At 66.8% G+C, this 16,320-nt stretch carries 17 protein-coding genes; 5 read left to right on the top strand and 12 right to left on the bottom strand.

The window, feature by feature from the left end; translation table 11 throughout:
• The first annotated feature begins 1 nt into the window (after position 1).
• Complete coding sequence (gene fabF, locus OF829_RS16385) at positions 2-1,261, top strand: beta-ketoacyl-ACP synthase II (protein WP_264941199.1); 1,260 nt, start codon at positions 2-4, stop codon at positions 1,259-1,261.
• 97 nt (positions 1,262-1,358) lie between these two features.
• A complete protein-coding gene (gene mltG, locus OF829_RS16380) occupies positions 1,359-2,270 on the top strand; it encodes an endolytic transglycosylase MltG (protein WP_264941198.1) in 912 nt (303 codons plus the stop codon).
• 12 nt (positions 2,271-2,282) lie between these two features.
• Here mltG and OF829_RS16375 read toward each other — a convergent pair whose 3' ends face one another.
• The 9 genes from OF829_RS16375 to OF829_RS16335 form a co-directional block, all read right to left on the bottom strand.
• On the bottom strand, positions 2,283-2,702 hold the full coding sequence (locus tag OF829_RS16375; protein WP_264941196.1) for a hypothetical protein: 420 nt from the start codon (positions 2,700-2,702) through the stop codon (positions 2,283-2,285).
• Positions 2,702-3,310 (bottom strand): bifunctional 4-hydroxy-2-oxoglutarate aldolase/2-dehydro-3-deoxy-phosphogluconate aldolase, encoded by a 609-nt coding sequence (gene eda / locus OF829_RS16370; RefSeq protein ID WP_264941195.1) that lies wholly within the window; start codon positions 3,308-3,310, stop codon positions 2,702-2,704. Before eda ends, OF829_RS16375 begins: the two co-directional genes overlap by 1 nt.
• Complete coding sequence (gene glk / locus OF829_RS16365; protein WP_264941194.1) at positions 3,307-4,275, bottom strand: glucokinase; 969 nt, start codon at positions 4,273-4,275, stop codon at positions 3,307-3,309. The genes eda and glk overlap by 4 nt, the downstream gene beginning before the upstream one ends.
• A 69-nt stretch (positions 4,276-4,344) precedes the next feature.
• Positions 4,345-6,165 carry a phosphogluconate dehydratase gene (gene edd / locus OF829_RS16360; protein WP_264941193.1) on the bottom strand — a complete coding sequence of 607 codons (1,821 nt, stop codon included), beginning with the start codon at positions 6,163-6,165 and terminating at the stop codon, positions 4,345-4,347.
• Positions 6,165-6,869 carry a 6-phosphogluconolactonase gene (gene pgl / locus OF829_RS16355; protein ID WP_264941192.1) on the bottom strand — a complete coding sequence of 235 codons (705 nt, stop codon included), beginning with the start codon at positions 6,867-6,869 and terminating at the stop codon, positions 6,165-6,167. The genes edd and pgl overlap by 1 nt, the downstream gene beginning before the upstream one ends.
• Before the next feature lie 54 nt (positions 6,870-6,923).
• Positions 6,924-8,381 (bottom strand): glucose-6-phosphate dehydrogenase, encoded by a 1,458-nt coding sequence (gene zwf, locus OF829_RS16350; RefSeq protein WP_264941191.1) that lies wholly within the window; start codon positions 8,379-8,381, stop codon positions 6,924-6,926.
• A gap of 240 nt (positions 8,382-8,621) precedes the next feature.
• Positions 8,622-9,563, bottom strand: coding sequence for an N-acetyl-gamma-glutamyl-phosphate reductase (argC, locus tag OF829_RS16345; protein WP_264941190.1), 942 nt, complete (start codon positions 9,561-9,563; stop codon positions 8,622-8,624).
• On the bottom strand, positions 9,560-10,180 hold the full coding sequence (locus OF829_RS16340) for a C40 family peptidase (RefSeq protein WP_264941189.1): 621 nt from the start codon (positions 10,178-10,180) through the stop codon (positions 9,560-9,562). The genes argC and OF829_RS16340 overlap by 4 nt, the downstream gene beginning before the upstream one ends.
• 52 nt (positions 10,181-10,232) lie before the next feature.
• The gene (locus OF829_RS16335) at positions 10,233-10,586 is read right to left on the bottom strand and encodes a MarR family transcriptional regulator (protein WP_264941291.1); all 354 of its coding nucleotides are present in this window, start codon (positions 10,584-10,586) and stop codon (positions 10,233-10,235) included.
• 210 nt (positions 10,587-10,796) lie between these two features.
• Between OF829_RS16335 and secG the strand changes: the two genes are divergently transcribed.
• Positions 10,797-11,171 carry a preprotein translocase subunit SecG gene (secG, locus tag OF829_RS16330; protein ID WP_264941187.1) on the top strand — a complete coding sequence of 125 codons (375 nt, stop codon included), beginning with the start codon at positions 10,797-10,799 and terminating at the stop codon, positions 11,169-11,171.
• Between the two features lie 102 nt (positions 11,172-11,273).
• Positions 11,274-12,905 carry a CTP synthase gene (locus tag OF829_RS16325; RefSeq protein WP_264941186.1) on the top strand — a complete coding sequence of 544 codons (1,632 nt, stop codon included), beginning with the start codon at positions 11,274-11,276 and terminating at the stop codon, positions 12,903-12,905.
• Between the two features lie 134 nt (positions 12,906-13,039).
• On the opposite strand, the gene OF829_RS16320 is transcribed toward OF829_RS16325, so the two are convergent.
• Positions 13,040-13,927: a helix-turn-helix domain-containing protein gene (locus tag OF829_RS16320; RefSeq protein ID WP_264941185.1), complete on the bottom strand. Its 888-nt coding sequence runs from the start codon at positions 13,925-13,927 to the stop codon at positions 13,040-13,042.
• 173 nt (positions 13,928-14,100) lie between these two features.
• On the opposite strand from OF829_RS16320, the gene OF829_RS16315 reads away from it, so the two are divergent.
• Positions 14,101-14,694 (top strand): hypothetical protein, encoded by a 594-nt coding sequence (locus OF829_RS16315; RefSeq protein WP_264941183.1) that lies wholly within the window; start codon positions 14,101-14,103, stop codon positions 14,692-14,694.
• A gap of 329 nt (positions 14,695-15,023) precedes the next feature.
• Here OF829_RS16315 and OF829_RS16310 read toward each other — a convergent pair whose 3' ends face one another.
• Both OF829_RS16310 and OF829_RS16305 read right to left on the bottom strand, forming a co-directional pair.
• The gene (locus tag OF829_RS16310) at positions 15,024-15,584 is read right to left on the bottom strand and encodes a PAS domain-containing protein (protein ID WP_264941182.1); all 561 of its coding nucleotides are present in this window, start codon (positions 15,582-15,584) and stop codon (positions 15,024-15,026) included.
• A 199-nt stretch (positions 15,585-15,783) separates the two neighbouring features.
• Complete coding sequence (locus tag OF829_RS16305) at positions 15,784-16,251, bottom strand: Hsp20 family protein (RefSeq protein ID WP_264941180.1); 468 nt, start codon at positions 16,249-16,251, stop codon at positions 15,784-15,786.
• Positions 16,252-16,320 lie beyond the last annotated feature (69 nt).

Here is a 16,320-nt window from a genome sequence, read left to right as displayed (position 1 = left end):
GATGCGCCGCGTAGTCGTGACCGGCCTTGGGCTCGTCACCCCGCTTGGGGCCGACGTCGAGACCGCCTGGAAGAATATCATCGCGTCCAAATCGGGCGCGGGGACGATCACGCGCTTCGACGCGACCGATTTCCAGAGCAACTATGCCTGCGAGGTGAAGCCCGCGGACCATGAATATGGCTTCGATGCCTCGAAGCGCGTCGATCACAAGATCCAGCGCCAGGTCGATCCGTTCATCGTCTATGGCATCGATGCCGCCGGGCAGGCGATGGAAGATGCCGGCCTGCTCGACCTGAGCGAGGAGGAGCGGCTGCGCTTCGGATGCTCGATCGGTTCGGGCATCGGCGGCCTGCCGGGGATCGAGAGCGAATCGCTGGTGCTCGCCGAAAAGGGTCCGAAACGGGTCAGCCCGCACTTCGTCCATGGCCGGCTGATCAACCTGATCTCGGGCCAGGTCTCGATCAAATACGGCCTGATGGGCCCGAACCACGCTGTGGTCACCGCCTGCTCGACCGGCGCGCATTCGATCGGCGATGCCGCGCGCATGATCGCGATGGACGATGCCGACATCATGCTCGCCGGTGGTGCGGAGGGCGCGATCTGCCCGATCGGCATCGCCGGTTTCGGCCAGGCGCGCGCGCTCTCGACCGGATTCCGCGACGAGCCCTGGCGCGCCAGCCGCCCCTATGACGTCGACCGCGACGGCTTCGTGATGGGTGAGGGCGCGGGCGTGGTCGTGCTCGAGGAATATGAGCATGCCAAGGCGCGCGGCGCGAAAATCTATGCCGAAGTGGTCGGTTACGGCCTGTCGGGCGACGCCTATCACGTCACTGCGCCGCATCCCGAGGGTTCGGGCGCGTTCCGTTCGATGGCGATGGCGATGAAGAAGTCGGGCCTCGACCTTTCCGACATCGATTACATCAACGCGCACGGCACCTCGACGCCGCTCGGCGACGAGCTCGAGCTGGGCGCGGTCCGCCGCCTGTTCGGCAACAATATCGCGACGCTCTCGATGAGCTCGACCAAGTCCGCGATCGGGCATCTGCTCGGCGGCGCGGGCGCGGTGGAGAGCATCTTCTGCATTCTTGCGCTGCGCGACCAGATCGTCCCGCCGACGCTCAACCTCGACAATCCGAGTGAGAATTGCGCGGGCGTCGATCTGGTGCCGTTCAAGGCCAAGGAACGCAGCGTCAAGGCGGTGCTCAACAACAGCTTCGGCTTCGGCGGCACCAACGCCAGCCTGGTGATGAAGGCTGTCTGAGGAAACGCCCGCACCGCCGAGTGCGGCGCCCAGGAAACGGCGCCGGGGCGGCTGTGCGCTGTTCATCGGCCTGCTGCTCGCGGTCCTTGCGGGTTTCGTGCTGCTTCAGCTCTGGGCGGGCCCCGGACCGGCCAAGGCGAACACCACGGTGGTCATCGCCGAGGGTTCGAGCCTGACCAGCGCGGCGAACGAACTCGAAAAGAACGGCGTGATCCGATCGGCGCGCTTCTTCACCATCCTGTCGCGCGTGTTCGGCGGCGGCGCGCCGATCAAGGCCGGCGAGTATCGCTTCCTCGCGCATAGCAGCCAGTCGGACGTGCTCGCTTTGCTCCAGGGCGGCAAGACCCTCCAGCGCCAGATCATGGTGCCCGAAGGGATGCCGTCGGTGATGGTCTATGACCTGCTGATGAAGGCGCCAGGGCTCACCGGCGAGGTCCAGGTGCCGCCCGAGGGTACCATCCTGCCCGACACCTATGCCTATAATCGCGGCGAGACGCGCCAGGCGGTGCTCGACCGGATGCAGAAGGCGATGGTCAATTACCTCGCCAAGGCCTGGCAGAGCCGCAAGCCGGGCCTCGCGATCGACAATCCGCGCGACGCGCTGATCCTCGCCTCGATCATCGAGAAGGAGACGGGGATCGCGACCGAGCGGCGGATGGTCGCCGCGGTCTATTCGAACCGGCTCAAGCGCAACATGAAGCTCGAGGCCGATCCGACCACCATCTATCCGGTCACACATGGCCGCCCGCTCGGCCGCCGCATCCTGCAGTCGGAGCTTCACGCACAGAACGGCTACAACACCTATGCGATGCTGGGGCTCCCCCAGGGCCCGATCACCAATCCCGGGCGCGCCTCGATCGACGCCGCGCTCGATCCGGCGCCGAGTAACGCGATCTTCTTCGTGGCGGACGGCTCGGGCGGAAGCGTGTTCGCCGACACCTATGAGCAGCACGATGCCAATGTGCAGAAATGGCGGGCGCTCCGAAGGGCTAGGGGGGAGATTCCCTAGGAGTAGCGCGAGTTAGGGAGTTCCTGGGAATCTCAGCGAGCAAGCGATGCCCCGGGCATCCGCCAACTCCCCGGCAGATGCCGGGTCGGTAGCCTCTCCAACATAGGTGACGAAAGCCACGCTCGCGCCATCGCTGACGTACCAGGCGCCCAGCCTGTTATCCTCCATCATTGTGTCAGTGCCGACGACCAGATGCGGACATGTCTGTTCGGTTACCGTCGGCGAACCAAATCGTGACCAGAGCATCTGCTGAAGGGCTACTTCGTCGATGCCCGGCAGCGCACCGGACTCGTACCATGCTATACTGAACTGGATCGCCCCGACACCATCCTCCCGAGCCAGTGTCGGAGGTGGGTCGTCGTCAAGGTCGTCGGTAATATCGAGCCAGCCGGCAGGCACATCGATCTCGACGCCAGCAAAGCCTGCGCGCATTACCGAAGCCCCGCCGCTTCCTTAGCCAGCGTCTCCACCTCGGCCATGCTCGCCCCCTTGGGCGTCACCCAGCTCCCGCCCACGCACAGCACCGGATCGAACGCCAGCCATTCGGGCGCGGTCGCCGCGGTGATCCCGCCGGTCGGGCAGAACTTGCACTGGTAGAAGGGCGCGGCGAGCGCCTTGAGCGCCTTCAATCCGCCCGAGGTCTCGGCCGGGAAGAATTTGAAATGCTGGAGCCCCAGATCGAGCCCGCGCATCACGTCGCCCGCGGTGGCGACGCCCGGCAGGAACGGCACGCCGCTGCCGGTGATCGCCTCGCCCAGCCGCTCGGTAAGCCCTGGCGAAACAATGAATTCGGCACCAGCCTTCATCACCTGCTCGAACTGGTCGGCGTTGACCACCGTGCCTGCCCCGACGATCGCGCCAGGCACCTGCTTCATCTCGCGGATCGCGTCGAGCGCGGCGGCGGTACGCATTGTCACCTCGAGCACGCGCAGCCCCCCGGCGACCAGCGCCTCGGCGAGCGGCCTGGCGGTCGCGGCATCCTCGATCACCAGCACCGGGATCACCGCGCTGGTGCGCATGATGGTCTCGATCTCGCTCAATGCGCATGCTCCTGCGCAAAGGCGGCGGCGGCGCCGTACAGGCCGGGCTGGGGATGGGTGATCAGTTTCACAGGTATCGAGGCCATCAGATTGCGGAACCTTCCCTTGGCGACGAAGCGCTCGCCAAAGCCCGATTGCAGCAGATGGTCCTTCAGCCGCAAGCCCAATCCGCCCGCGATCACCACGCCGCACGGCCCGTGCGTCAGCGCGAGGTCGCCGGCGACCGCGCCGAGGCTCAGGCAGAAGCGGTCCATCGCCGCGACCGCGAGGCTGTCCTTGCCCTCAAAGGCCAGGTCCCAGATCTGCTTGTTGTCCATCCGGTGGACCGCGCGCCCCTCGATCTCGGCGAGCGTCTCGTAGATGGCGACGATGCCTGGCCCCGCGACCACGCGTTCGGTTGAAACGCGCGTGAAATCCTTGCGCAGCCGCTTGACCAGCGTGTCCTCGATCGCGTCCAGCGGGGCGAAATCGATATGCCCGCCCTCGGTCGCGATGATGTGATAGCCGGCATCGTGGCGGAAGATCTGCGCCACACCGAGCCCGGTGCCGGGGCCGCACACGGTGATCGAGCCGCGGTCCGGCAACGTTGTCTCCGGACCGCAAACATGAACGAACGCCTCGTCGCCCAGCTGCGCCACCGCATGGCCGATCGCGGCGAAATCGTTGACGAGCGTCCAGGTCTCGGCACCCAGCCGTTCGGGGATCAGCTTGGGGCGGATGATCCACGGATTGTTGGTGAGCTTGATCAGCTCGTCGTTGATCGGCGAAGCGACCGCGATGGCGGCGGCGGGAGGCAGCGTGCGCCCCAGCGTCTCGCCATAGGCCTGCCAGGCGAGCTGGAGGCTGGGATGGTGCGCCACCTTTTGCGTCGATTCATGCTGGATCGAGACGACGCGGCCATCCGCAACCTCCGCGATCGCGAAGCGTGCGTGCGTTCCCCCAATATCGACCGCGACGACTTCCATGCCCTCTCCCTACGCTCTCTTTTCCATCGGCCGTTCGCCTCCCCGGACAGGAACGGCCGCACCCTTAAATCATAATTGCGCTGCTGCGAGCATCGCCGATGCCCCTAATTCGGCTTCGTCGGCGCCCAATCGCATCATCGCGAACAATTCGCGGCCCGTGCCGTCGGCGGGCAGGGGCGGGGCGGCCTGTTCGCGCGCCTCCCACTCGCCCGCCTCGACCAACGCGGTCAGCACGCCCTGCTCGGCACAGACGCGAACGACATCGCCGTCGCGCAACTTGCCGATCGGGCCGCCGCCCAGCGCTTCGGGGCTGAGATGGATCGCGCACGGCACCTTGCCCGACGCGCCCGACATCCGCCCGTCGGTCACCAGCGCCACCTTGAACCCGCGATTCTGGAGCACGCCCAGCGGCGGGGTGAGCTTGTGCAGCTCGGGCATCCCGTTCGCCTTGGGTCCCTGGAAACGGACCACGACGATCACGTCGCGATCCAGTTCGCCTGCCTTGAACGCGTCCTGCACGCTCGCCTGGTCCGAAAACACCCGGCACGGCGCCTCGATCGTCCAGCGCTCGCGCTCGACCGCGGAGACCTTGATGCAGGCGCGGCCGAGATTGCCCTTGAGGATGCGGAAGCCGCCCTCAGGCGAGAAGGGCGCGTCAAGCGTCGCGATAACGCTGTCATCGCCGCTCTTGGCGGGAAGCTCGTGCCAGACGAGCTTGCCGTCCTCGATCAAAGGCTTCCGAGCATAGGCTGCCATCCCGTCCGAAGCGATGGTCGCGACATCGGCATGCATCAGCCCGCCGCGCAGCAGCTCGCGGATCACGAAGGCCGGGCCGCCGGCATCCTCGAATGCGTTCACGTCCGCCGATCCGTTGGGGTAGACGCGGCTGAGCAGCGGCACGGTGCGCGACAGCCGGTCGAAATCGTCCCAGTCGATCGCGATCCCCGCGGCGCGCGCGATCGCGGGCAAGTGGATCAGATGGTTGGTCGAGCCCCCCGTCGCGAGCAGGGCGATGGCGGCGTTCACGACTGCCTTCTCGTCGACGATCTCGCCCAGGCCGCGATACTCGTTGCCGTTCCAGCCGATCTCGGCGAGCCGGTGGACCGCGGCGCGGGTCAGTTCCTGGCGCAGCTTGGTGCCCGGGTTGGCGAAGGCGGCGCCAGGGATATGGAGGCCCATCGCCTCCATCATCATCTGGTTCGAATTGGCGGTGCCGTAAAAGGTGCAGGTGCCCTTGGAGTGGTACGCCGCAATCTCGGCCTCGAGCAGCACGTCGCGGCTCACCTTGCCCTCGGCATATTGCTCGCGGACCGCGGCCTTCTCCTTGTTCGACAGGCCGGATCGCATCGGCCCGCCGGGGATCAACACCATCGGCAGATGCCCGAAGCGCAGCGCCCCGATCAGCAGTCCCGGCACGATCTTGTCGCAGATGCCGAGCAGCGCTGCGCCTTCGAAGGTGCGGTGGCTGAGCGCCACCGCGGTCCCAAGCGCGATCGTATCGCGGCTGAACAGCGAGAGTTCCATCCCCTGATAGCCCTGCGTCACCCCGTCGCACATCGCGGGCACCCCGCCCGCGACCTGCGCGGTGGCGCCGGCCTCGTGCGCCCAGACCTTCATCTGCTCGGGGTAACGGTAATAGGTCGCGTGCGCAGAGAGCAGGTCGTTATAGGCGGTGACGATCCCGATGTTCATCGAGCGCCCGGCCTTGAGCTGCTCGCGCTGCTCGTCGGTGCCCGCATAGGCGTGCGCCAGGTTGGCGCAGCCCAGCCGCGGCCGGTCGTTCCCGCTCTCCCGCTCGCGCGCGATCATCGCCAGATACTGGGCGCGCTTCTCCTTCGATCGCTCGATCACACGGTCCGTAACGGCAGCGATTTCGGAGTGGAGCGGCATCAGGGGGCCCAGTGCACGTCCAGCGGCAGCTCGACATCGGCGAGGATGCGGCCGGCGGGGTAAGAGGAGGAGGCGCCCTCGGCGATCGCGGCCTCGAGCACGTCGCGCTTCTGCTGTCCGGTGATCGCGATCATCAGCGCCTTCGCGGAAATGATCGCGTTGCGGCTGAGCGTTACCCGGGCGACCGGCGCCTCGGGCGGCAGCGGCTCGGGCATCACGCCCAAGGCGCGGCGCTCCTTGGGCCCGTTGAGCGCCTCGTCATAGTCCGGCCCCGGGAAGATCGACGCGGCATGCCCGTCGCTGCCGATGCCGAGCAGGCACAGGTCGAGCGGCCAGTGCAGGTCCTGGAGCAGCGCATCGGCCGAGCGCCCCGCCGCCTTGTAATCGGGGGCCTTATCGCTCACCAGCGGGATCACCCGCGCGCCTTTGGGCAGGAAGATCTTGGCGATCGCGGTGACGTTCGACAGCGGATCGCCCAGCGGGACGATGCGGTCGTCGCCCGGGATGATCGTCACCCGCTTCCATTCGATCTTGTTCTGGGCGAGCTTCTCGTAGATCGGCAGCGGCGTCTTGCCGCCGGCGAGCGCCACCACAGCGGCGCCCCGCGCATCGATCGCGCTCTCGATGATGAAGCCGATATCCCCCGCGACGGCCTCGGCCATCTCGTCGGCATCGTCATATTCCCACCATTCGATCTCGGTCATTTCCACTCCAGCGTCATTTCATTGGCCCTCACGCGCGAAACGCGTTGGCGGGGCCTATTCGTTCCACGTCACGCCGTCACGCTCGGTCAGCGCGATTCCTGCCGAGGGCCCCCAATTGCCCGAGGCATAGGGCTTGGGCTTGACGTCATTCGCCTCCCAGCCGGCGCGGATCTGGTCGATCCACTCCCATTGCGCCTCCACCTCGTCGCGGCGGACGAACAAAGTCGGGTCGCCTTCGATCAGGTCGAGCAGCAGCCGCTCATAGGCGATCCGCCGCCGCGTCCCCGCGAATTCGGTGTCGAGCGACAGGTTGAGCGGCACCTCGCGCAACCGGATTCCGTCGCGGTCGAGCCCGGGCTGCTTCGCCATCACCAGCAGGCGGATATATTCCTCGGGCTGGAGCCGGATGACGAGCTTGTTGGCATGCAGCTGCCCGCCGCGCTCCGAGAAGATCGAATGCGGCACCGGCTTGAACTGGACGACGATCTCGCTGCGCCGCTCCGCAAGCCGCTTTCCGGTGCGCAGATAGAAGGGCACGCCCTGCCAGCGCCAATTGTCGACATGCGCCTTGATCGCGACGAAGGTCTCGGTGTTCGATGCCTTGCCCAGCTCGTCGGTATAGCCATCGACGATCTCGCCCTTGGACGCGCCAGCACCATATTGCCCGGTGACCGTCAGGTTCGCCGCTTCGTTCACCGCGATCTTGCGCAGCGATCGCAGCACCTTGACCTTCTCGTCGCGGATCGCGGTGCCGTCGAAGCGGGCAGGGGGCTCCATCGCGATCAGCGCGACCAGCTGGAGCATATGGTTCTGCACCATGTCCCTCAGCGCGCCCGATTCCTCGTAATAGCTGGTCCGCCCCTCGAGCCCGACCGTCTCCGAAATCGTGATCTGGACGTGATCGATGCCCTGCGCGTTCCACACCGGCTCGAACAGCGAATTGCCGAATCGCAGCGCCAGGATGTTCTGGACGGTCTCCTTCCCGAGATAATGGTCGATTCGGAAGGTCCGCTCCTCGGGAAAGGCGGAGGCGACGATATCGTTGATCTCGCGGCTCGACTGGAGATCCTTGCCCAGCGGCTTTTCGAGTCCGATGCGGACATTGTGCCCCGCCAACCCCGCCGCCTCGAGCCCCATGATAGTCGGCCCGAACAGCCAGGGCGCGGTCGACAGGAAGATGGCGAGCCCGTGCGAGATGTCGCCGAGCTTGTCCGCGAGCGCGGCGAACCCCTCGGTCTTCGAGGCATCGAGCGGTTGATAATTCAATCGTTCGAGGAACTTACCGACAGCGCTGTCATCCTTGCGGTCGGCAGGCAGGAATTCGTCGAGCGCGCGGGCCGCGAAATCGCGGTACGCGGCATCGTCATGATCCGAGCGCGCGGTGCCGGTGATCGTCAGCCCCTCGGGCAGCAACCCGTCGGCGTGGAGGCCATAGAGCGAGGGAAGCAGCATCCGCTGCGCGAGATCGCCCGTGGCTCCGAACAGCAGCAACTTGCCGACAGGCTGGGACATCAGGCGCGCAATCCTCTTTCGTTTGCGAGACCTGCTCGACACGAATGTTAGTGAAAGATCAAGCCGTAACAACGGCCTCGCCCTTGATCCCACCACCCGTACCTTCCGTCATGCTGAACTTGTTTCAGCATCCACGGTGCAACAAGCGATGCCGTCGCGCGCGGAGGAATGGACCCTGAAACAAGTTCAGGATGACGGTAGAAAGGGGTGGCCTAGCGCGTCGCTTCGCCGAGGAGGGGCCTAAAGCACCAGCCCTGCCACCGGGTCCAGCCCCGCCATGATGTTGAGATTCTGCACCGCCGCGCCCCCGGCGCCCTTGCCAAGATTGTCGAGCGTCGCCACCAGCCGCGCCTGGCCGCGCTCGGCATTGCCGAACACGCGGAGCGTCATCCGGTCGGTTCCGGCATTCTCCTCGATCATGATCAGCTGGGTGTCGTCGGCGGGGACCAGCTTCACGACCGCCGAATCCTTATAGGCATCGGCCAGCGCGGTCTCGATCGTCGCGAGCGACGGCTTGCGCGGCAGCGCGTGGAGCGGCAGCGGCACCTCGCCGATCATCCCGCGATAGGTGCGCGCGACCGAGGGGAGGAAGATCGGCGGATGCTCCATCCGCGCATGCTTCTGCATCTCGGGCACATGCTTGTGCGCCAGGCCGAGGCCATAGGCGCGGAAGGCTGTGCGCGTATGTCCGCGCTTGGTCTCGTCCTCGAATTCCTCGATCATGTTGCGCCCGCCGCCCGAATAGCCCGAGGCGGCATTGTAGCTGAGCGGGAAATCGACGGGAATCAGCCCAGCACGTACCAGCGGACGCACCAGCGCGAGAAAGGCGGTGGGGTAGCAGCCCGGGTTGGTCACCCGCGCCGCCCCCGCGATCGCGCCGGCCTGGCTCGGCTCGAGCTCGGCAAAGCCATAGGTCCAGCCCTCGGCCACACGGTGCGCGCTCGACGCGTCGATGATCCGCGTGGCCGGGTTGGTCACCATCTCCACCGCCTCGCGCGCCGCATCGTCGGGCAGGCACAGGATCACGAAATCAGCCGCGTTCAGCGCTTCCTTGCGCTTCTTGCTGTTCTTGCGCGTCGCGTCGTCGAGCGTGATCTGCTCGATCTCCTTGCGGCCGGCCAGCCGTTCGCGAATCTCGAGCCCGGTCGTGCCCGCGGCGCCATCGATGAAAACGCGGATCATGCGTGCCGCCGCGCCGTGATCGGGCCATAGCGGGTCACCACCGCCTCGATCGGCTCGCGCACGACCGAATCGGTGACATGGATCGCCTGCTCGCCATCCGCCATGATCGCGGCATGATCCGCGAAGAAGATCAGGTCGCCGCGCGACAAGGGAACGTCACTGGCCACCGCGCTGCCCACCGATGCCGCCTGCAGGTCGGCGAAGCGCGGGCAGGCATGGCCGGTGCGGGTCAGCGCGTAGAAGACGAGACCCGAACCGTCGAACCCCGCGGGCGAACGGCCGCCGGGTTTGGCCGGCGCGCCGATCAGCGTTTCGGCCAGGTCCGCCGGATCGCCGGCAACGGGCGGGGCAGGGGCTGCGGGATCGTCATAGCCGAGCGCGCCGCGCGCGACGAAGCCGACGACCCCGTCCGCCGTGCAGATGCCCCAGGCATAATCGGTCGCGAGTTCGAGCATCTCGAACGCCTCGCCCGGCAGGATCTCGGAAAGAATAGCGCCGTCCGCCTGCCGCGAGGCAAGGATGGGTGCCGCGATCACGGCGCTGCAGGGGATCGCCGCGGCATAATGCGGGGCGAAGACATGATCGGCGAGGCGCACATCGGCCAGGTCGCCGCGCACTGCATCGACCCTCGGATCGACTCGCGTGGAAAGACCGGTGAGCGAGAAGCGCTTACGCGTGGGCCCTGCGGGCGACCGGCTCGCTGAGGGATTCTCCCGCGAGGAAATGCCCGAACTCTGCAAGAAAATCTGCCCCCTCCGTGGTGCGCGCGACAAAGATGTTGCGCTTGTCGGTATCATCGCGCTGGCGGCGCAGATAGCCGAGCGAACCCAATCTATTCAAGGCGCGCGTGACAACGGGTTTCGATACGTTGAGCGCTCGCGCGAGCCCTCGCACGGTATGCGGTCCTTGATCGAGATATACCAGCATCAGCAGCGCCATCTGGCGGTTGGTGAGGTCTGGTTCCCCCGAACGGACATAGTCGATCAGGGTATTCTTCCACGAGGACAGCGACTTGTCGGACATCGCGTTCACGGCACTCACTCTGAATTGTTACACCTACGCATGGGCTAAACGCGCCTAGTGCCCGCAAGGTTTCAGTGCGATTGCGAAATGTTACTTGGGCCATGACGCCACGGTCTCGGAAGGCGGACTCGGTGGGGATTCCGCAGAGGTTGATCGGGGCCACTTGCTCCCCTATGTCGCGCCTTCACCGACAAAGGCCCCAGTTTCGAAATGATCACCTTCCTGACGATCGTCCAGTTCCTCGTCTCCGCCGCCTTGGTGGGGGTGATTCTTTTGCAGAAGTCGGAAGGCGGCGGGCTGACCACGGGCGGCAGCCCCTCGGGCCTGATGTCGGCGCGCGGCGCCGCGGATTTCCTGACCCGCACCACCGCCATCCTCGCCGGTGCCTTCATCGTCCTCAGCATCACGCTGGCGGTGCTGGCGGCGGGCCGTCACTCGACCCGCATCGACGCCTCGCTCCAGAAGCAGGCGCCGGTTGCGCCGCCGATCACCGCGCCGCTGCCCAGCGCGCCGGTCGACGCCAACGCCGCGGCTCCGGTACAGGTGATCCAGCTCGGCAACCAGACCGCACCCGCCAAGAAGTGATTCGGTAAGCCACTGAAAAGTGGCGATTCCGAAATAAATATGCGCCGGCCCGGATTCGGGCGCTTGTCGGCGTGCCTCCAATCCGGCTAGGCGTTTCCTCCCATGGCGCGGTATATATTTATCACCGGCGGCGTGGTCTCCTCGCTCGGTAAAGGTCTGATGGCGGCGAGCCTTGCGGCGCTTCTGCAGGCGCGGGGCTATTCGGTCCGTATCCGGAAATTCGACCCCTATCTGAACGTCGATCCGGGGACGATGTCGCCCTATCAGCACGGCGAGGTCTATGTGACCGACGACGGGGCGGAGACCGATCTCGATCTCGGTCATTACGAGCGCTTCACCGGGGTCGCCTCGCGCCAGTCGGACAATGTCACCTCGGGCCGGATCTACCAGCAGATCATCACGCGCGAGCGCAAGGGCGACTATCTGGGCGCTACCGTCCAGGTGATCCCGCACGTCACCGATGCGATCAAGGCGTTCGCGCAGGACGATGTCGACGGGCTCGATTTCGTGCTGTGCGAGATTGGCGGGACCGTTGGCGACATCGAATCGCTCCCCTTTATCGAGGCGATCCGCCAGCTGCGCAACGATCTGGGCCGCGGCCAGTCGGTCAGCATCCATCTGACCCTGGTGCCGTACATCGCCGCCGCGGGCGAGCTGAAGACCAAGCCGACCCAGCACAGCGTGCGCGAACTCGCGGCCCTGGGCGTCTCGCCCGATGTGCTGGTGTGCCGCAGCGAACAGCCGCTCCCCGATGGCGAGCGCGCCAAGATCGCGCTCTTCTGCAACGTCCCCAAGGAAGCGGTGATCCCCGCGCTCGACGCCAAGAGCATCTATGCGGTGCCCGAGCAATATCATGCCGAGGGGCTCGACCGCGAAGTCCTGAAGGCGTTCGGCATCGAACCCGGCGAAGCGCCCCGGCTCGATCGCTGGTCGGACATCATGGACCGGCTCGAGAACCCCGAAGGCGAAGTCACGATCGGCGTGGTCGGCAAATATGTCGGCTTGCCCGACGCCTATAAGTCGCTCCACGAGGCGCTCATCCATGGCGGCATCGCCAATCGGGTGAAGGTCAATATCCGCTGGCTCGACGCTGAATTGTTCGAGGGCGACGAGGACGAGATCGCCGCCCGGCTCGAGCCGATGCACGCGATCCTGGTCCCCGGCGGTTTCGGCGAGCGCGGGAGCGAGGGCAAGATCGCCAGCGTCCGCTTCGCGCGCGAACGCAACGTCCCGTTCTTCGGCATCTGTCTTGGCATGCAGATGGCGTGCATCGAGGCGGCGCGCGAGGGCGGGCTGACCAGCGCCTCCACCACCGAATTCGGCGAGACCGACGTGCCCATCGTCGGCCTGATCACCGAATGGATGAGCAAGGACGGCCTCCAGCAGCGCGAGGAAGGCGGCGATCTGGGCGGCACGATGCGGCTCGGCGCCTATCCGGCCAAGCTCACGGGCAATTCGGTGGTCAGCTCGATCTATCAGGCAACCGACATCAGCGAGCGCCACCGCCACCGCTATGAGGTCAATACCGGCTACAAGGACGTGCTCGAAAAGGGCGGGCTGGTGTTTTCGGGCATGTCGCCCGACGGCACGCTCCCCGAGATCGTCGAGCGGCCCGATCATCCCTGGTTCGTGGGCGTCCAGTTCCACCCCGAGCTCAAGTCCAAGCCCTTCGATCCGCATCCGCTGTTCGCGAGCTTCATCGAAGCGGCGGTGAAACAGAGCCGGCTGGTCTAACCCGTAATCCTCCCCCGCCAGGGGGAGGTGTCAGCGCAGCTGACGGAGGGGGAGGGCGGCAGCCACCTCTTTGTCGTGTCCTCCCCCTCCGACGCCTTCGGCGCCACCTCCCCCTGGCGGGGGAGGATAATATCCTAACCCGCCCGCGCCAGCGAGTTCATCGCGCGCATCATCATCACATGGTCGCCCCCTGCCGCCATCGCGCCGGGGCCGCAATCGAACAGCAGGTGGTTGCGGATCGCCTCGGGCACCGATCCGTCGGGCGCGAGCGGATGCTGGGTCAGCAGCTCCTCATAGCGCGCATTGTCCGCCGCCGGATCGCCGGTCAGGTCGCAGATCCGTTCTAGCATGCAGGCATTCGCGACCGGCGCGCCGCCGGCATGCGCCATGCACGAGAGCGTGATCCCGTCCATCATGTCGATCCGCGGCCGGCGGACAAAGTTGAAGATCGAGAAGATCGAGGCACCGGTCAGCGGATCGGTCGCGCAGCCATAGATCTGCTCGCCCACCACCACCGACCAGCCGACCAGCCTCGCCGAAAACACCCCCGTCCGAAAGCGGATCGTCCCGTCCGGGGTCGGCTCGAGAATGGCATGGTCGTGCGCGAATTTGCCGCGGAATTCGGGGCTGGGGCGGGTGGTCCGCCAGATCCCGGCGAGCGCGCCGTGCAGCGCGGCGCCCTCGCGCGCGGCATCCTGGAGCGTGGGGATGGCGAGCCACTCGGCAAAGGCGCTCGGCATCGCGGACGCCGGCGCGGCCGCCGCCGGCGGCGCCACCCCGAACCGCGCGGCCAGCGCGGGCAGGTCGAGCTCCCAGTCGAGCATGGTGAAGCCGGGATGCCGCACCGCGATCGCCTGGGTCAGCCGCGCCAGATTATGCGCCGAGGGCGTGACCGCGCCCGAGCACCAGCGGCTCACCAGCGACTTGTCGACCCCGACATCGGCAGCCAGCCGGCCGCCGCTGATCGACAGCGCCTTGAGCACCAGCCCCAGCCGGTCCGAAAAGTTGGGATCGCCCCCCATGCGCCGAATACCGCACAGCCGGGCGCCAAATGCAACCGTTGCATGCAACGTTGCACGGCGGTTGCGCAGGCCGCGGCGCGCCGTTGCAACTGCCCGCACCGCCGCAGGCCGCCTAGTGGGCCCTCCATCGGACCGGCAGCACCGCCGGTCGAACAGGATAGAGGATGCACATCATGTCGAAGTCGATCATCATCGCCGCCGCCGTCTCCGCGCTCGTCGTCGCCGCACCTGCCTTCGCGCAGAATAATGACTGCGCCGCCACGGCGGGCCGCGGTCACGTCAAGGTATTCGACGGCAATAACGGCCCGATCTCCTCCGCTACTGCTAGCCAGCCCAGCACGGTTCGCGGCTTCTATCGCACCAATCTCGGGCGCGAGGCGGCCCCGACGTCCCGCGGCGACGGCTTCGACGGTCCGCACGGTTCCGCGAGCAACCTGCGCGACCGCCCCTCGAGCGATCCGACCGAAGCGCGTCCGCCGTGCCGCGACGGCTTCGACGGTCCGCACGGTTCCGCGACCAACCTGCGTGACCGCCCCTCGGGCGATCCCACTGCGGGCCGCCGCCCGGCCTTCAACGGCCCCCATGGCTCGGCGAGCGACCTGCGCGACCGCCCCTCGGGCGACCCCACGGCGCTCGGCCGTCCTGTCCTCCATGGCCGCAAGGCGGGTGCCGACGAGGGTGCCACCGGCGGCCGGCCGCGTGCGCAGCCCTCCAGCCGGCCCACCACCGGCCTGACCAAGACGGGCGCCGGCACGCTTCAATACTGATCGTCGATCCAGGCATCGGGCCCTCTCCTCGCACGAGGAGGGGGCTTTGGTGCGGCTAGGGTGTGTTCTCGCTACCCGCGATGGCCGTGATCGCCCGGAGAGGGGCGCTGGCAAGGAAGGTCGCGCAGTCGCGTAGCGGTGCTACGCGCAAGCGGCCTGACGCAGTCCAGCGCCCCTCTCCGGGCGACGACCCCTTCGGGGCGGGCGCATTTTGGCGCATGGCGGCGTCGCTCGTCGGTCACGATGCAGTCGCATCGCTCCACTCCTCGCTTCTAGCCCTGCGCCAAAATGCGCTCCGTCACGACCGTCGCGGGTAGCGAGGACACACCCTAATTCAGGCGCGCCAGCCGCTCGGCTTCGGCCTCATATTCGTTGGCCATGTCGTTGAGGGCGTCGAGCGTGCGGCGATCGAGCACGCTGCTGCTCAGGCGGCGGCAGCGCGCGGCCTGGTCGCGCAGGTCGTCGGCGCGGCGGCGGTCGGTGACGTCGATCAGCAGGTTGACCGCGCCGATGACATTGCCGCCATCGTCGAACAGCAAGGTGGGGAAGGGGAGGAAGCGGACGCGGCTGCCGTCGGGCCGCTCGGCCCAGGCCTCGACCCCGCGAATCTCGCGGCCCTGCTTGATCGCCACCGCCATCGGACAGCGATCGTGCGGAAGCGCCTCGCCCTCCGCAGTGAACAGCTTCCAGGTGACGCACCAGCGGTCCCGGCCCGGGCGCGGGGTGCGCCCGGCGAACGGCACGCATGCGCGGTTATAGTGCGTCACATTGCCATCGATGTCGGTCAGGTAGATCGCGGCGGGGAGCGCATCGAGCGCGTCCATCATCGCTTCGCTCGGCCCGCTGATGGCGCCCAGCGCCGACTTCAGCAGAAATTCTGCGGATTCCAATTTGATGTCCACGTAACGCACTGCCCCAAAATCCCGCCAGACCCCGCACGCACAACGCTGATCCAAATCAATGGTTCCGGAAAAATGTTAGCGCGAACATTTTTTGTCCTCCCCAAGCAAAAGGCGCCCGAACCGCGGTCCGGGCGCCTCTGCTGCGACACCCAAAGGGAGGAAGATGCCGCGAGGGGGAGGTCAAATATCAGGCCGCGTTGGCAGCCTCATAGGCGATCGCCTGGGGTTCGCTGCCCGATCGGACCGCGATCTTCTTGGGCTTCATCGCCTCGGGCACTTCGCGGACCAGCTCGATCACCAGCAGGCCGTCGGCCAGGCCGGCATTCTCGACCCGCACGAAATCGGCGAGCTCGAAGCGGCGCTCGAAGCTGCGATTGGCGATGCCGAGGTGCAGGAACGCGCCGTGACCGGTGTCGCTATCGGCCTTCTTGCCGGCAACGGTCAGCAAATTCTGCTGCGCGGTCACGTCGATCTCATCGGCCTTGAAGCCGGCGACGGCGAGCGTGATCCGGTAGCGGTCCTCGGCGACGCGCTCGAGGTTGAAGGGGGGATAATTCTCCGACGCCTGCTGACGCGCGCTGGCTTCGAGCATGTCGAAGAGCCGGTCGAAGCCGATGGTGGAGCGGCGGAAGGGGGAAAAGTCGAACTGACGCATTTCAATCCTCATCGTTGAGCAAGTTGAACGTCTTGCGGACACCCGGAAATCGGCGTGTCCTGGTCTTTG

Origin of the sequence: Sphingomonas caeni, assembly GCF_026013415.1 — a bacterium.
In the GTDB taxonomy this organism is placed as follows: domain Bacteria; phylum Pseudomonadota; class Alphaproteobacteria; order Sphingomonadales; family Sphingomonadaceae; genus Sphingomonas; species Sphingomonas caeni.
This window is presented reverse-complemented; position numbering and strand designations above follow the sequence as displayed.

Excerpts from the sequence above, each read along its gene's own strand:
- fabF (WP_264941199.1), top strand. The coding sequence starts at position 2 with ATGCGCCGCGTAGTCGTGACCGGCCTTGGGCTCGTCACCCCGCTTGGG.
- OF829_RS16375 (WP_264941196.1), bottom strand. The coding sequence starts at position 2,702 with ATGCGCGCAGGCTTTGCTGGCGTCGAGATCGATGTGCCTGCCGGCTGG.
- glk (WP_264941194.1), bottom strand. The coding sequence starts at position 4,275 with ATGGAAGTCGTCGCGGTCGATATTGGGGGAACGCACGCACGCTTCGCG.
- edd (WP_264941193.1), bottom strand. The coding sequence starts at position 6,165 with ATGCCGCTCCACTCCGAAATCGCTGCCGTTACGGACCGTGTGATCGAG.
- pgl (WP_264941192.1), bottom strand. The coding sequence starts at position 6,869 with ATGACCGAGATCGAATGGTGGGAATATGACGATGCCGACGAGATGGCC.
- zwf (WP_264941191.1), bottom strand. The coding sequence starts at position 8,381 with ATGTCCCAGCCTGTCGGCAAGTTGCTGCTGTTCGGAGCCACGGGCGAT.
- argC (WP_264941190.1), bottom strand. The coding sequence starts at position 9,563 with ATGATCCGCGTTTTCATCGATGGCGCCGCGGGCACGACCGGGCTCGAG.
- OF829_RS16335 (WP_264941291.1), bottom strand. The coding sequence starts at position 10,586 with ATGTCCGACAAGTCGCTGTCCTCGTGGAAGAATACCCTGATCGACTAT.
- secG (WP_264941187.1), top strand. The coding sequence starts at position 10,797 with ATGATCACCTTCCTGACGATCGTCCAGTTCCTCGTCTCCGCCGCCTTG.
- OF829_RS16325 (WP_264941186.1), top strand. The coding sequence starts at position 11,274 with ATGGCGCGGTATATATTTATCACCGGCGGCGTGGTCTCCTCGCTCGGT.
- OF829_RS16320 (WP_264941185.1), bottom strand. The coding sequence starts at position 13,927 with ATGGGGGGCGATCCCAACTTTTCGGACCGGCTGGGGCTGGTGCTCAAG.
- OF829_RS16315 (WP_264941183.1), top strand. The coding sequence starts at position 14,101 with ATGTCGAAGTCGATCATCATCGCCGCCGCCGTCTCCGCGCTCGTCGTC.
- OF829_RS16305 (WP_264941180.1), bottom strand. The coding sequence starts at position 16,251 with ATGCGTCAGTTCGACTTTTCCCCCTTCCGCCGCTCCACCATCGGCTTC.